At 55.3% G+C, this 15,359-nt stretch carries 16 protein-coding genes; all 16 read left to right on the top strand.

From position 1 onward, the window contains the following. Positions 1-191 precede the first annotated feature (191 nt). The 16 genes from JYB85_RS12120 (at position 192) to fliQ (ending at position 15,358) form a co-directional block, all read left to right on the top strand. Positions 192-1,622 carry a sigma-54 dependent transcriptional regulator gene (locus JYB85_RS12120; RefSeq protein ID WP_324032786.1) on the top strand — a complete coding sequence of 477 codons (1,431 nt, stop codon included), beginning with the start codon at positions 192-194 and terminating at the stop codon, positions 1,620-1,622. A gap of 174 nt (positions 1,623-1,796) precedes the next feature. Beyond that, a complete protein-coding gene (locus JYB85_RS12115) occupies positions 1,797-2,873 on the top strand; it encodes a sensor histidine kinase (RefSeq protein WP_207379507.1) in 1,077 nt (358 codons plus the stop codon). Continuing rightward, the gene (locus tag JYB85_RS12110) at positions 2,866-4,206 is read left to right on the top strand and encodes a sigma-54-dependent transcriptional regulator (protein ID WP_207379506.1); all 1,341 of its coding nucleotides are present in this window, start codon (positions 2,866-2,868) and stop codon (positions 4,204-4,206) included. The genes JYB85_RS12115 and JYB85_RS12110 overlap by 8 nt, the downstream gene beginning before the upstream one ends. Positions 4,207-4,349: 143 nt before the next feature. Further along, a complete protein-coding gene (gene fliE, locus JYB85_RS12105; protein ID WP_207379505.1) occupies positions 4,350-4,685 on the top strand; it encodes a flagellar hook-basal body complex protein FliE in 336 nt (111 codons plus the stop codon). A 41-nt stretch (positions 4,686-4,726) separates the two neighbouring features. After that, entirely contained in the window at positions 4,727-6,427 is a 1,701-nt protein-coding gene (fliF, locus tag JYB85_RS12100; RefSeq protein ID WP_207382059.1) for a flagellar basal-body MS-ring/collar protein FliF, read from the top strand. Beyond that, on the top strand, positions 6,420-7,457 hold the full coding sequence (gene fliG / locus JYB85_RS12095) for a flagellar motor switch protein FliG (protein WP_207320249.1): 1,038 nt from the start codon (positions 6,420-6,422) through the stop codon (positions 7,455-7,457). The genes fliF and fliG overlap by 8 nt, the downstream gene beginning before the upstream one ends. A 2-nt stretch (positions 7,458-7,459) precedes the next feature. Then, positions 7,460-8,374, top strand: a complete 915-nt coding sequence (gene fliH / locus JYB85_RS12090) for a flagellar assembly protein FliH (protein WP_207379504.1) — start codon at positions 7,460-7,462, stop codon at positions 8,372-8,374. Continuing rightward, the gene (gene fliI / locus JYB85_RS12085; protein ID WP_207379503.1) at positions 8,343-9,683 is read left to right on the top strand and encodes a flagellar protein export ATPase FliI; all 1,341 of its coding nucleotides are present in this window, start codon (positions 8,343-8,345) and stop codon (positions 9,681-9,683) included. The genes fliH and fliI overlap by 32 nt, the downstream gene beginning before the upstream one ends. Positions 9,684-9,686: 3 nt before the next feature. After that, positions 9,687-10,124 carry a flagellar export protein FliJ gene (gene fliJ / locus JYB85_RS12080; RefSeq protein ID WP_207379502.1) on the top strand — a complete coding sequence of 146 codons (438 nt, stop codon included), beginning with the start codon at positions 9,687-9,689 and terminating at the stop codon, positions 10,122-10,124. Positions 10,125-10,266: 142 nt separating this feature from the next. After that, on the top strand, positions 10,267-11,898 hold the full coding sequence (locus JYB85_RS12075; RefSeq protein WP_228730094.1) for a flagellar hook-length control protein FliK: 1,632 nt from the start codon (positions 10,267-10,269) through the stop codon (positions 11,896-11,898). 63 nt (positions 11,899-11,961) lie between these two features. Continuing rightward, positions 11,962-12,492 carry a flagellar basal body-associated protein FliL gene (gene fliL, locus JYB85_RS12070; protein WP_207379501.1) on the top strand — a complete coding sequence of 177 codons (531 nt, stop codon included), beginning with the start codon at positions 11,962-11,964 and terminating at the stop codon, positions 12,490-12,492. A gap of 33 nt (positions 12,493-12,525) precedes the next feature. Next, positions 12,526-13,554 (top strand): flagellar motor switch protein FliM, encoded by a 1,029-nt coding sequence (gene fliM / locus JYB85_RS12065; protein ID WP_207379500.1) that lies wholly within the window; start codon positions 12,526-12,528, stop codon positions 13,552-13,554. Positions 13,555-13,565: 11 nt separating this feature from the next. Beyond that, a complete protein-coding gene (fliN, locus tag JYB85_RS12060) occupies positions 13,566-13,940 on the top strand; it encodes a flagellar motor switch protein FliN (protein ID WP_207320244.1) in 375 nt (124 codons plus the stop codon). Positions 13,941-13,953: 13 nt separating this feature from the next. Next, on the top strand, positions 13,954-14,331 hold the full coding sequence (gene fliO, locus JYB85_RS12055) for a flagellar biosynthetic protein FliO (RefSeq protein ID WP_407695858.1): 378 nt from the start codon (positions 13,954-13,956) through the stop codon (positions 14,329-14,331). Further along, a complete protein-coding gene (gene fliP / locus JYB85_RS12050; protein ID WP_207320243.1) occupies positions 14,328-15,077 on the top strand; it encodes a flagellar type III secretion system pore protein FliP in 750 nt (249 codons plus the stop codon). Before fliO ends, fliP begins: the two co-directional genes overlap by 4 nt. Before the next feature lie 11 nt (positions 15,078-15,088). Beyond that, positions 15,089-15,358: a flagellar biosynthesis protein FliQ gene (fliQ, locus tag JYB85_RS12045; protein WP_207379499.1), complete on the top strand. Its 270-nt coding sequence runs from the start codon at positions 15,089-15,091 to the stop codon at positions 15,356-15,358. Position 15,359 lies beyond the last annotated feature (1 nt).

The raw sequence follows: 15,359 nt of genomic DNA, 5'->3' as shown, positions 1-15,359 counted from the left end.
AAATTAGGCTAGAATCAGTGTTGGAACAGCTTATTGCGTAACATAAGCTTGCTTCTCGTGAGCCGATAATACAATATTCCCTCTTGGTAACTTTTCTTAATATTTTGTTACCGGATAATGAGACAGTTATCAGCAACGAACACCAATAATTAATGCGATTTTTCTGGTATTTGAGCGTTACGGCCGACTGAATGATGCAGACAGACCAACGAATTTTGCTTGTAGGAACCCAATCTGAGCGTATTAGTCGCCTTTCCTGCATTCTTGAGTTTTTAGGCGAGCAGCTGGAACTTGTGTCCCCTGTGCAGCTGAACGAAAAAGTACAGAATATCCGATACAGGGCCTTGATCGTTGAAACCGATGCTATCCCTTTGGATAAGCTGAGGCCCATTGCCGCCCAAATCCCGTGGCAACCCATACTCTTGTTGGGACCGGTTGATGCTTTGGGTGGTAGCCTTATCGGCCAGCTTGAAGAGCCATTCAACTACCCCCAGTTAACCGAAATGCTGCATTTTTGCCAGGTCTACGGTCAGGCGAAACGCACCGAAGTTCCCACCAGTGGTAACCAGACCAAGTTGTTCCGCAGCTTGGTGGGACGCAGCGAAGGCATTGCCCAGGTAAGACATCTGATAAGCCAGGTGGCGGGTTCAGATGCAACCGTTCTGGTGCTAGGTCAGTCAGGCACCGGCAAGGAAGTGGTGGCCCGTAATATCCATTATTTGTCTGATCGCCGCGATGGCCCCTTTATTCCGGTCAACTGTGGTGCTATTCCACCCGAGTTGCTTGAAAGTGAGCTCTTTGGTCATGAAAAAGGCTCATTTACCGGCGCCATCAGCTCCCGCAAAGGTCGTTTTGAATTGGCCGAAGGTGGCACCTTGTTCCTCGATGAAATCGGCGATATGCCACTGCAGATGCAGGTTAAATTGCTCAGGGTGTTACAGGAGCGCGTCTTCGAACGCGTTGGTGGCAGCAAGCCCTTGCAAGCGAATGTCAGGGTGGTGGCCGCCACCCATAGGAATTTGGAGCAGATGATAGAGAACAACGAGTTCCGTGAGGACCTCTTCTATCGTCTCAACGTTTTCCCCATTGAAATGCCGGCATTGGCCGAACGCAGCGACGATATTCCCTTGTTGCTGCAGGAGCTGGTGAGCAGGGTATTCAATGAAGGACGGGGTAAGGTGCGCTTCACCCAGAGAGCCATCGAATCCCTCAAGGAGCACGACTGGTCGGGCAACGTGCGTGAGCTGTCGAATCTGGTGGAGCGCTTGACCATCCTTTACCCGGGCGGTTTGGTTGACGTCAACGATCTGCCCATGAAGTATCGCCATATCGACGTGCCTGAGTACAGTGTTGAAGTCAGTGAGGAAATGCTGGAGCGCGATGCGCTGGCATCCATCTTCAGTGATGATGAACCCGTCGAGATCCCTGAGACCCGTTTCCCCAGTGAATTGCCTCCGGAAGGGGTCAATCTGAAGGATTTGTTGGCTGAATTGGAAATCGACATGATCCGCCAGGCGCTGGAGCAGCAGGATAACGTGGTGGCCCGCGCGGCTGAGATGCTGGGGATCCGCCGTACTACCCTGGTGGAAAAAATGCGCAAGTATGGCATGAGCAAGGAATAGTTCATCGCTCAGCAAATGTAAAAGGCCGGCTCTGCCGGCCTTTGTTGTTTTTGTCCCCCAATCATACCCGCTCTTACTTAGATATTTTCATATCTATCATGCAGATAATGTTTACCGCTGATTGGCACGCTTCGTGCAGTTACTGAGCCATGTTCATTTTTTGACGGGGGCAGTATGTCTGCCAAACCTCAGGCTCAGGTAAGCGAATTTCCGGCGTTGCAAGTGTCTTCCCTCAGGGGAGCAAAAGCGAATGCCGTTGCCATTTCCATGGACGAAGTGTTGCACGCCATGCCATCCGGTGTGGTGATATTGGATGGCAATGGTGTAGTGCGACAGGCCAACCCCATGGCCGCCGAATTGCTGGGAATGCCTTTGGTTGCCGAACGCTGGCTCAGCATTATCAACCGGGCTTTTGCTCCCCGTGAGGATGATGGTCACGAAGTGTCCTTGCGCAATGGCCGCAGGGTCAAGTTGGCCATTACCCCTTTACTGCAAACCCAGGGGCAATTGATTGTACTGACGGATCTGACCGAGACCCGTTTGTTGCAAAAACACGTGGCACACCTGCAACGTTTGTCTGCCTTGGGAAAAATGGTAGCCACTCTGGCACACCAGATCCGTACCCCCCTGGCGGCGGCATTACTTTATGCGTCCAATCTTGGCAGTGCCAAGTTAACTGCCGAATCCTCATCCCGCTTTCGACAAAAATTGGTGGACAGGCTCAACGAGCTTGAGCGTCAGGTCAATGACATGCTGTTGATGGCCAAGGGGCGTCACGAAGCCATGGGTGAGCGTACTCAACTGGCACCCATACTGGCCACAGTGATGGATAACTGCGCTCCCCTGGCACAGCGCAGCCAAGCTCAATTGCAGCTTATCGATTCCAGTCAGGGACAAATCCTGGCCAATGCCAATGCCCTGGGGTCAGCGATAAATAATTTGTTGATGAATAGCCTTGAGGCAGGTGCCAGCCGGATAGAAGTAAGGGCCGAGGATACAGAGGGGCAGGTGCTGCTGACGGTCACGGATAACGGTAAAGGCCTTGAGCCAGCTCTACAGCAAAAAGTGCTGGAACCTTTTTATACCACCAAAGCCCAGGGAACCGGGTTGGGATTGGCCGTGGTGCAGACCGTGGTCCGCAATCACGGCGGCGAGTTCAATATGCAATGCGCGCCCGGGCAAGGATGCTGTGTGACATTGCGTTTTCCGCTGGTGGCCGAGTCCATCAAAGAGGAGGTCAACCATGGCTGAAGCAAGCATATTGCTGGTGGAGGATGATGCCGCGCTGCGTGAGGCGCTGGTGGATACCCTGATGCTGGCTCACTACGATTGTCAGGAGGTTGCCAGTGCCGAAGAGGCCATTCTGGCGCTCAAGCATCGCCGTTTTGATATGGTGATCAGTGACGTACAGATGGAAGGTATAGGTGGCATGGGCCTGCTTGGCTATCTGAGGCAACATCATCCCAAGATCCCGGTGTTGCTGATGACTGCCTTTGCCACCATAGGCAGTGCTGTCAGTGCCATTAAACTGGGGGCGGTTGATTATTTGGCCAAACCCTTTGCCCCTGAGGTGCTGCTCAATCAGGTCAGCCGTTATCTGCCGGTGGCAGCGGCTCCCGACAGGCCGGTGGTAGCCGATGATAAGAGCTTGGCACTGCTGTCTCTGGCTGAGCGGGTGGCAAAGTCGGACGCTTCCGTAATGATCCTGGGCCCCAGCGGTTCGGGAAAGGAAGTGCTGGCGCGGTATATTCACAACAACAGCCCGAGGGCCGAGGGGCCATTTGTGGCCATTAACTGTGCCGCCATTCCGGAGAACATGTTGGAGGCGACCCTGTTCGGCTATGAAAAGGGCGCCTTCACCGGTGCTTTCCAGGCTTGCCCCGGCAAGTTTGAGCAGGCCCAGGGTGGCACCTTGCTGTTGGACGAGATCTCCGAGATGGATCTTGCGCTGCAGGCCAAGTTACTGAGGGTATTGCAGGAGCGTGAAGTTGAACGGCTCGGCAGTCGCAAAACCATCAAGCTGGATGTCAGGGTGTTGGCAACCTCCAACAGGGATCTTAAGTCCATGGCCGAGCAGGGGGATTTTAGGGAAGATCTTTATTACAGGATCAATGTGTTCCCTCTGACCTGGCCGTCGCTGAACCAACGTCCGGCAGATATATTGCCGTTGGCCCGTCATCTTCTGGCCCGCCATTGGAGTCGCAATGGTATTGGCGCGGCTCCCGAACTGGACGATGGTGCCTGCCGTCGTTTGCTGTCCTACCGTTGGCCCGGCAACGTGCGGGAGTTGGATAATGTCATCCAGCGCGCCATCATTCTGTGCCACGATGCGACGGTGACGGCCCAGGACATTATTCTGGATGCCCAGGAAGTGGCCTTTACCGAACATACAGAGGAAGGACGCTGTGAGCCGGATGGCCTGGGGGATGAACTCAAGGCCCAGGAGCACGTCATCATTCTTGAAACCCTGTCCCAATGTAAAGGCAGCCGCAAACTGGTGGCCGAGCGTCTGGGGATCAGTGCCCGCACGCTCAGGTACAAGATGGCCAGGATGCGTGAAATGGGCATTCAATTACCGGCCTGACCGCTGATCCCCACCCATAAAAGCAGAGCCTGTCTCTGCTTTTCCTCGTTTCTGCTTTCTTGCCCTGATACAGTTGGCAAAGATTTTGCTTTATCTTGTTATCGCGTTTAATCGCCGTCAAATTAGTGACAAGGGAGCCGGATATGCAAATTGGAAATTCTTCACTGCTGCAGGAGATGCAAGCGCTGACGCGCGAAATCTCGCCGCAGATGGGCATAGAAGCCAATCCTCTGCGCCAGGTTAACAATACCGCGGGCACCGATTTTGGTGATCTGCTGGTCAATGCCCTGGGTAACGTCAGCCAGCTTCAAAGTACCTCCAGCAATCTGGCCACCCGTCTTGAGATGGGGGACACCACAGTCACTCTGTCCGACACGGTTATTGCCCGGGAAAAGGCCAGTGTCGCCTTCGAGGCCACGGTACAGGTGCGCAACAAGCTGGTAGAAGCATACAAAGAAATCATGAGCATGCCTGTATAGGCCCGTAACGCATTTAAAGGGTGACTGACGTGAGCACAGATATGATAGTCGGAGGCGGTGCAGGAATGGGCGCCGAGGGGCTGGAAGGAATGGCACAGGAAAACAAACCCGGCATGCTAGGCAGCCTGGGGGGCGTCGACATGATGCGTCAAATCACCATGATTTTGGCCCTTGCCATCTGTTTGGCCCTGGCGGTGTTTATCATGATGTGGGCTCAGGAGCCTGAGTACCGTCCCTTGGGTAAGATGGAAACCCAGGAAATGGTGCAGGTGCTGGATGTGCTCGACAAGAACAAGATCCCCTACCAGATTGATGTGGATGTGGTGAAGGTGCCCGAGGACAAGTATCAGGACGTCAAGATGATGCTGAGCCGCGCCGGTGTCGACAGCTCTCCGGCGGGCGGCGAGGACTTCCTCAGTCAGGACAGTGGGTTCGGCGTCAGCCAGCGCATGGAACTGGCCCGTCTGAAACACAGTCAGGAGCAAAACCTGGCCCGCGCCATTGAAGAGTTGAAAAGTATCAGTCGCGCCAAGGTGATCCTGGCGCTGCCCAAAGAAAACGTATTCGCCCGCAATAAATCCCAACCCAGCGCCACTGTGGTGGTCACTACCCGTCGTGGAGGTTTGGGCCAGGGTGAAGTGGATGCGATTGTGGACATTGTGGCCTCGGCCGTGCAGGGGCTGGAACCCACCAAGGTGACAGTCACAGACTCCAATGGCCGTTTGCTCAACTCCGGCAGCCAGGATGGTGTCTCTGCCCGCGCCCGTCGGGAGCTTGAACTGGTACAACAGAAAGAAGCCGAATACCGCAGTAAGATTGACGCGATTTTGATGCCGATACTGGGGCCGGAAAATTTCACCTCCCAGGTGGATGTCAGCATGGACTTTACCGCGGTAGAGCAGACTGCAAAAAGATTCAATCCCGACCTGCCCGCGGTTCGCAGTGAAATGACGGTCGAAAACAGCAGCGGCGGCGCCGGTGTGATGGGGATCCCGGGCGCTCTGTCCAATCAGCCTCCCATGGAGTCCAACATCCCGCAAACCCTGGCGGCTGCGAACCAGTCTGCCTCTCAGAACAATGGTTCCAGTCACAGGGAAGCCACCCGTAATTATGAGCTCGACACCACTATCAGCCATACCCGTCAACAGGTTGGGGTATTGCGCCGGGTGAGTGTTTCTGTGGCGGTGGATTTCAAGAACGGCGGCGCCAACGGCGAAGGTCAGGTGGCCCGCGTGCCCAGAACGGAGCAGGAGCTGACCAATATCCGCCGTCTGCTGGAAGGCGCCGTGGGCTTCAACAGTCAGCGTGGCGACATGCTGGAAGTGGTTACCGTGCCCTTTATGGACCAGCTTATTGAGGAGGTCCCCGAGCCCGAGCTTTGGGAGCAACCCTGGTTCTGGCGTGCCCTCAAGTTGGGACTGGGTGCCTTCGTTATCCTGGTGCTGATCCTGTTCGTGGTCCGCCCCATGCTGAAGCGGCTTATTTATCCCGATGGCATTGCCATGCCCGATGAACCCCGTCTGGGTCATGAACTGGCAGAAATCGAGGACCAGTATGCGGCCGATACCCTGGGCATGTTGTCGGCCCCCGATGCAGAGTACAGTTATGCGGATGACGGCTCAATTTTGATCCCAAATCTGCACAAAGATGATGATATGATTAAGGCCATACGCGCACTGGTGGCCAACGAGCCCGAACTATCCACCCAAGTGGTGAAGAACTGGTTACAAGACAATGGCTGAGACTAAAGAGAAAGTGACAACCGGCTTCAATGTCAAAGACTTGTCCGGTATTGATAAGACGGCCATCCTGCTGCTGAGCCTGAGCGAGGCCGATGCTGCCGCCATCCTCAAACATCTGGAACCCAAGCAGGTGCAAAAGGTGGGTATGGCCATGGCGGCGATGCAGGATTTCGGTCAGGAAAAGGTCATCGGGGTACACAAGCTGTTCCTGGATGATATCCAGAAGTTTTCCTCCATTGGCTTCAACAGCGAAGAGTTTGTGCGTAAGGCATTGACCGCAGCTCTGGGTGAAGACAAGGCCGGCAACCTTATCGAACAGATCATCATGGGTGGCGGTGCTAAGGGGCTCGATTCACTCAAGTGGATGGATGCCCGTCAGGTGGCCACCATCATCCAGAACGAACACCCACAAATTCAGACCATAGTGCTGTCCTATCTTGAGCCGGATCAGGCGGCGGAAATTTTTGCCCAGTTCCCGGAAAATACCCGTCTTGATTTGCTGATGCGGATTGCCAACCTTGAAGAAGTTCAGCCAGCGGCCTTGCAGGAACTGAACGACATCATGGAGAAACAGTTTGCCGGCCAGGGTGGCGCCCAGGCGGCGAAGATGGGCGGCCTGAAAGCGGCGGCCAACATCATGAACTACCTGGATACCGCCATCGAGAGCCAGCTGATGGAAACCATGCGCGAATCCGACGAGGAAATGGCGCAACAGATCCAGGATCTGATGTTTGTGTTCGAAAACCTTATCGACGTGGACGACCGCGGTATCCAGACGCTGCTGCGCGAAGTACAACAGGATGTGTTGATGAAGGCCCTGAAGGGTACCGACGAACCACTCAAGGACAAGATCCTTGGCAACATGTCCAAACGTGCAGCCGAGTTGCTGCGTGACGATCTTGAGGCCATGGGCCCGATCCGGGTCAGTGAAGTTGAATTGGCCCAGAAAGAGATCCTGTCCATTGCCAGACGCCTGAGCGATGCCGGTGAGATTATGCTCGGCGGCGGTGGCGGTGAAGAGTTCATCTAACTATGACCTACAGCAAACCCGCCAAACACCTGCTGCGCCCCGAGAGCGACAAGGACTTCAGTCACTGGCAGTTGCCCGATGTGACCGAAGTCCAGCAATCGGTGGAGTCCAACCTGCTTGGACGTAAACCCGGTGTTTACCAGCCTGCGCCGGCCGAAGAGGTGGTGGCGCCGCCGACCATGGCGGAAATCGAAGCCATTCGTGAGGCCGCCGAACAGGAAGGCTTTACCGCGGGTCAGGAACAGGGATATGGCGAGGGGCTGGAAAAGGGCCGTCTCACCGGACTGGAACAGGGCCATAAGGAAGGCTTCGTCCAGGGGCACGAACAGGGATTGGCGGAGGGCCTGGCGCAAGCCGGGCATTTGGTTGAACGCTTTGAAGCCTTAATGGCACAGTTTGCCGCCCCCCTGTCACACCTGGATAAAGAAATTGAACTGTCACTGGTGGAGTTGGCCATGACCCTGGCGCGCCAGGTGTTGCTCCATGAGCTTAAGACTCACCCCGAACAGGTATTGGCCGCACTTCGAAAAGGGGTAGAGTGTTTGCCCATCAAGGAGCAGCGGATCAATCTGCGCCTAAATCCCGACGACGTTGAATTGCTGTCAGGTCTTTATAGTCAGGCCCAGCTGGAGCGACAAAAGTGGGAAATTGAAGCGGATCCCACTCTGGCGCGGGGCGATTGCATTATCGAAAGCCAACGCTCCAGCGTGGATCTGCGCATTGAACAAAGAATGGCCGCTGTGTTTGAAGGCCTGGAGCAGCAGACCGGTATTTTGAAGCAGCAGCTGGCAAATCATGAGCAGCATCTGGAACAAGCCGAACAAACGCTTGCCGCGGCTGAAGAGGACCAAGCCGGGGTGCAGACCTCGGAACCGGGAGACGATGATGTCAGCTCGCAGCCAACACCTGCTCCATAACCTGACGCAATACACCCAGGGTATTGCCCCTTTCAGACCCGTGGCCTCCGGCCAATTGGTACGCGTAGTGGGCTTGACCCTGGAGGCCAGTGGCTGCCGTGCCCCAGTCGGCAGCCTGTGCGCCATCGAGACCATGCAGGGTGAGCTGGTGGCCGAAGTCATAGGTTTTGACGACGAACTCCTGTACCTGATGCCCATAGATGAACTCAGGGGCGTACTTCCCGGAGCCCGGGTTATCCCTTTGGGCGAACAGAGTGGCCTCAATGTTGGCATGTCGCTGCTGGGGCGGGTGCTGGACGGCAGTGGCCAGCCACTGGATGGCCTGGGGCCGCTGAACACAGATCAAAAAGCCTCCCGCCACAGTCCTGCCATTAATCCTCTGGCCAGAAGGCCCATTCATGAACCCCTGGATGTGGGGGTGCGCGCCATCAATGCCATGCTCACCGTGGGTAAAGGTCAGCGTATGGGCCTGTTCGCCGGTTCGGGGGTGGGTAAGTCGGTGTTGCTTGGCATGATGACCCGGGGGACCACCGCCGACATTATTGTGGTGGGCCTGGTGGGCGAGCGTGGCCGCGAAGTAAAAGAATTCATTGAGGAAATCCTGGGGCCCGAAGGCCGGGCCCGCTCCGTGGTGGTGGCGGCACCTGCCGATACCTCGCCCCTGATGCGTCTGCGGGCCTGTGAAACTTCCACCCGAATTGCCGAGTATTTCCGTGATTTGGGTTACGACGTGCTGCTGTTGATGGACAGCCTGACCCGTTATGCCCAGGCCCAGCGTGAAATTGCCTTGGCCGTGGGGGAACCCCCCGCAACCAAGGGGTATCCGCCATCGGTGTTTGCCAAGTTGCCCAGGTTGGTGGAACGCGCCGGTAACGGTGGTCCGGGGCAGGGCTCGATTACCGCTTTCTATACCGTGCTGACCGAGGGGGACGACCAACAGGATCCCATTGCCGACGCCAGCCGGGCGATTCTCGACGGTCACATAGTGCTTTCCAGGGCTTTGGCCGACTCCGGGCATTACCCTGCCATTGACATCGAAGCCTCCATCAGCCGGGTGGCGCCCATGGTGATTTCCGATCTGCATCTGGAGTGCATGCGCAAAGTTAAACAGGTGTATTCCCTGTACCAGCAAAATAAAGATCTGATTTCCATCGGGGCTTACGCCCAGGGCAGCGATCCCCGCATCGACAATGCCATTCGACTGCAGCCGGTGATGAACGCCTTTTTGCGCCAGACCATGCGCGATGCCATTTCCTTTGCTGACAGCGAGATGATGCTGACCCAGCTTGCCGCCCAGTGCAAGGTGTAATCCATGGCCGCCCGGGATCCACTGCTGACAGTGCTCAAACTCGCCTCCGAAGCAGAAGAGCAGGCGGCCTTGCAGCTTAAGGCAGCCCAGCTAGATGCCCAGAAACGCAAGCAGCAGCTTGATGCCCTCAATCAGTATCGGCTGGACTATATGCAACAGCTGACCGGGCAGCAGGGCAAACAGATCAGTGCCAACTATTACCAGCAGTTTCACAAGTTCATCCAACAGATAGATCAGGCCATCAGCCAACAATTACGCACCGTTGCCAGTGCCAACACCCAGGTGCAGCATCGGCAGCAACATTGGCTGGAAAAGCAGCAAAAGCGCAAGGCCGTGGAACTGCTGCTTGAGCACAAGGCGCAGAAGCGCGAGCGGGCAGAAGCCAAGCGCGAGCAAAAGCTTGCCGATGAGTTCGCCATTCAACAATTTATCCGCCGCTGAACAATTTATCCATTGCTGAAAGATATTTAGCATTTCTGGTTCGATTTTTGCTTAATCCCATTAAGGTAGAAGCGCCAGTCATAATGCCGACGGTCGACTGGGCCCCGGGTTGCGCTTAGGCGCAGCAGGTGAGGAGAACGCAATGCAACAAATGAGCAATGTGCTGTTGGGTGGTGGAGCCAAGGTGCAGGCCACTGCGGGAAAAGACAGCGTCGACAGTAATGAAAACGGTGATTTTTCAGCGTTTTTCGACAAGGCAACCGCCAGTGGTGAAACACAGGAAACGGTCAGGGTTGATCGTGCCAGTCCCGGCGATAAGTCCGAAGAACTTGACGCCAAAACGTCAGCCGACAACGAAGATAACGTCGCCCTGGTCTTCGCGCAAATTCAGTACTCAAGCATTATTCAGGAGCCGCAAAGCCAATCAGGTGCGACAGACTTTGCCGCCGATCTTGCCGCTGACGTTGCCGCCGATCTTGCCGTTGCCACCCTCGATGGTGACAGTTTGCAGCAGGATCCGGATCTGCTTCCCAAGCTGACTGAAGGTGAGCCGGCTTCCGGCACCATGTCGCCGTTGCAGGCCATGGACAGGTTAATGTTTGAATTGGAGTCGGGTAATCCGGAAATCCTCAGCGAGTTGGCCGAGCTACTCGATGTCGATCCCAAGATGTTGCAGCAGATGTCGGACGAAGAGTTGCAGCAATGGCTGAACCAAGAATTCAAAGACCCCTCCGCCATGGCCCAGTTGCAGCAGTTGATGGGCTCCCAGGGAATAAACGACCATCGTTTGGTCGATGGCGCAGCTAGCCAGGACGATGCCCTGAACATATCCAAAGGCCAGCGACTGCCCCCTGAATGGGGTGCGGGCAAGCCTTCCGGTGCGGAAAAAGACCATATAATGCCGATTAAGCAGCAGATCACCGGCAATGTTGACGGACAAGAGAGCACGGATACCGCGCCTGTGGTGCCTTTGGCAAAAGACGCCAAGGTAGAGCAGGGACAACAGACTGTGGCCGAATTTAAGTTGCAGCCGGTGGCAGTCTCCCAGGCTCAGGTTAATTCTGCTGCGCCAAACGTAGCTCAAGGCGTTTCGCAAACTGTCAATCCATTGGCGGCTGGCGCCATGCAGGATGGAATGGCGATGCCGGTGGCCGATGCAGCGAAACAATTGGCCAACAGTGAACTCATTGTGGTGGAAGGAAAAGAGCCCCAGGTGCAGCTGAAAGCCCAGGATGCTCTATTGTTTGCAGGCATGAATGGCGAGGGCCACAAAGATCTCCAGGCCTTGTCACAGCCCAGCCGTTCCGAGATGCCACAGTTGCAGCTGTCATTGCGACAGGGCATGGAGCAGACCCAGAACATGCATGACATGATCCAGCGTTTTGCCCCCATGATGAAGCAGCAATTGGTCACCATGGTCAGCCAGGGGATCCAACAGGCGGAAATCCGTCTTGACCCGCCGGAACTGGGACAAATGATGGTGCGCATTCAGGTGCAAGGGCAGGAAACCCAGGTGCAATTCCATGTCACCCAGTCACAGACCCGTGATGTGATGGAGCAGGCACTGCCAAGACTCAGGGAAATGCTGGCAGAGCAGGGCATGCAGCTGACCGATGGTCAGGTGTCCCAGGGCGGTGGTGGCCGAGACTTCGGCAGTCGCGAAGGCAGTGGTGGTGCATCCGAGGAATCCATGGATGAAAAAGCAGCAGAAGAAACTTTGTTAAGCGTAAATCAGACAACAAGTTACGGCTCGGGTATAGATTATTACGCTTAACGAGGTAACCTATAGGCAATCGCAAGCATCAGGGTTGTCATTGGCAAGGACAAAGGCGGATACATGGCTGAAGAAGAAGATCTGAAACTGGAAGAAACGCAGCAGCCCAATAAGCGCAACAAGTTATTGTTGTTTGGCATCGGTGGTGGTGTGTTACTGCTGCTGATTGTGCTGGGATTGTGGTTTTTCCTGTCAGGGGATGACGAGAGTGCCGGGGAATCCCCTGCCACAGACACCGCAGAAATGAGTACCAGCGCCGACCCCGCCACCAAAAGCGAAGCTTACTATGTGGGGATGCCGCGCCCATTTTTGTTCAACCTGCCCGGTGCCAATCGTACGCGCTTGGTGGAAATCAAGGTGCAGTTGATGGTACGTGGCTCCGAAGATGATGTTCTGGTCCGTAAGCACATTCCTTTGATTGAGGATGCCCTGCTGACCACTTTCAGCGGTGCCGACGAGCAGAAAATGACGACCCAGGCCGGGAAGGATGAACTCAGACAACTGGCGCTGCTGAATGTGCAGAACACGCTGCAGCCGGTGACCGGCCATAAAGTGGTTGAAAAAGTATTGTTTACCGGCTTTGTGATGCAATAGGCATCCTGGCATTGATGGATAAAAGGCGGAATCGTGACTGATTTATTAAGCCAAGACGAAATTGACGCGCTACTTCACGGGGTCGATGATGTCGAAGAGGAAGATGTCGACGAGAGTGGCATAGAGGCGCGTGCCTACGACTTTTCTTCCCAGGACAGGATCGTCCGTGGCCGGATGCCGACGCTGGAAATCGTGAACGAGCGTTTTGCCCGTCACCTGCGGATCAGCATGTTCAATATGATGCGCCGTGCCGCCGAAGTGTCCATCAACGGCGTTCAGATGCTCAAGTTCGGCGAATACGTCCATACCCTGTTCGTGCCCACCAGTCTTAACATGGTGCGTTTTCAGCCCCTTAAGGGCACGGCGTTGATCACCATGGAAGCCCGCCTGGTGTTTATCCTGGTGGACAACTTCTTCGGGGGCGACGGTCGATTCCATGCCAAGATCGAAGGCCGTGAATTTACCCCGACCGAGCGACGTATTGTCCAGTTACTGCTGAAGATCATTTTCGAAGATTATAAGGACGCCTGGGCGCCGGTGATGGACGTGGAGTTCGATTATCTGGACTCGGAAGTCAACCCTGCCATGGCCAACATCGTCAGCCCCACCGAGGTGGTGGTGGTGAACTCCTTCCATATAGAAGTGGATGGTGGTGGTGGAGACTTCCACATCACCATGCCCTATTCGATGATAGAACCCATAAGGGAACTGCTCGACGCCGGTGTGCAGAGCGATAAGCAGGACACGGATATGCGCTGGTCCCAGGCACTGCGGGACGAGATCATGGACGTGGACGTGGGCTTTGATGCCACCCTGGTCGAGCATGAACTGACCCTGCGTGACGTGATGGAAATGAAGGCCGGCGATATCATCCCGGTGGAGTTACCCGAATACGTCTTGATGAAGATTGAAGACTTGCCGACCTACCGCTGCAAACTCGGCCGCTCGCGGGAGAATCTGGCGCTGAAGATTTGTGAGAAAATTCCACGTCCGGAAACGGTCAAGAGTGAATTACAACTGGTGACCCGCAAAGGAAAATCCAGAGATATCTCTGATTTGTAAGGTGAACTGATATGAGTACAGAAGACGATTGGGCAGCGGCCATGGCCGAACAGGCTTTGGAAGAAGCTCAGATTGCTGAATATGAAGAGCTGAAAGATGAAAGCAAACCGCTGACCTCGGAAGACGCGGCCAAGCTGGATACCATTATGGATATTCCTGTGACCATTTCCATGGAAGTGGGTCGCAGCTTTATCAGCATCCGCAACCTGCTGCAGCTGAACCAGGGCTCTGTGGTTGAGCTGGACAGGGTCGCTGGTGAGCCTTTGGATGTCATGGTCAACGGCACCCTGATAGCCCACGGTGAAGTGGTGGTGGTGAACGATAAATTCGGTATCCGCCTGACCGATGTGATCAGCCAAACCGAACGGATTAAGAAACTCAAGTAAGAGGAAAGCGCCTGTGACAGGTACCCTGTTTGCCGCCTTGGCACCCGCCAGTACAGCCGCCGAAACACAGGCGCCTGCATCCAATCTGGCGCCTCTGGCCAGCATGCTCGGGGGCCTTATCCTGGTATTGCTGCTGATTTTTATACTGGCCTATCTGCTGCGGCGCCTCAATTTGGTGCCCGGCAGTGGCAGTCTGATGAAGACGCTGGCCGTGACCCCATTGGGACAAAAGGAAAAGTTGGTGTTGGTGGATGTTGGCGGCGAGCAATATCTGCTGGGGGTAACGCCAAGCAGTGTCAATCTGATTGAAAAACTCGCCTCTCCCCTGGACATCCCCCAAAACAATACGTTTGCAGCGCGCCTGAAGCAGGCTAAGGCAAAACAGGCATGAGCAATTATTTTTTCCGTATTCTGGCGCTGATGTGTTGTATCTTGGCTTTGCCTGCGGGCGCTGCCGATGGTGTATTGCCGGCTGTCACTGTAACCACCACCCCCGATGGCGGCAGCGAATACTCGGTTACCCTGCAAATTCTGCTGTTGATGACGGCGCTGAGTTTTTTGCCGGCCATGGTTATCATGCTCACCAGCTTTACCCGCATCATAGTGGTGCTGTCGATATTGCGGCAGGCCATTGGCCTGCAGCAGACGCCCTCGAATCAGGTGCTGGTGGGAATGGCAATGTTCATGACCTTCTTCATCATGGCGCCAGTGTTTGACAAGATTTACGAGCAGGGCGTTAAGCCCTATCTGGATGAGCAGCTTACGGTGACCCAGGCCTTTGATCAGGGCAAGGAACCGCTCAAGGCCTTTATGCTGTCTCAGGTGCGCACCACGGATCTGCAAACCTTCATCGATATTGCCGGCTACAAAGACATAGACAGTCCCGAAGCGGCGCCCATTACCGTTTTAATCCCGGCCTTCATTACCAGTGAACTCAAAACCGCGTTCCAGATAGGCTTTATGCTGTTTGTGCCCTTCCTTGTGATCGATTTGGTGGTGGCCAGTATCCTGATGGCCATGGGTATGATGATGCTGTCACCCATGATTGTGTCGCTGCCGTTCAAGATCATGTTGTTTGTGCTGGTGGATGGCTGGAGCCTGGTGCTCGGTACCCTGGCCAACAGCTTTGGGCCCTAGGGAGACAGCACATGACTCCAGAAGCCCTGATTGATATCTTCCGTGATGCCCTGGCGGTCATAGTGATGGCGGTGTCTGTCATTGTGGTGCCCGGGCTGGTGGTGGGCCTGATAGTGGCGGTATTCCAGGCCGCCACCTCCATCAACGAACAGACCTTAAGTTTCCTGCCGCGTTTGCTTATCACCTTGTTGGCACTGATGTACACAGGGCATTGGCTGGTGCAGACCCTGATGGACTTCTTCGTCGAGATGGTCAACCTCATTCCCTCGGTTGTGGGTTGAT

Origin of the sequence: Shewanella sedimentimangrovi, assembly GCF_017354965.1 — a bacterium.
Taxonomy (GTDB): Bacteria; Pseudomonadota; Gammaproteobacteria; order Enterobacterales; family Shewanellaceae; genus Shewanella; species Shewanella cyperi.
Note: the sequence above shows the minus strand (reverse complement) of the source record. Positions and strands in the feature narration are given on the sequence as shown.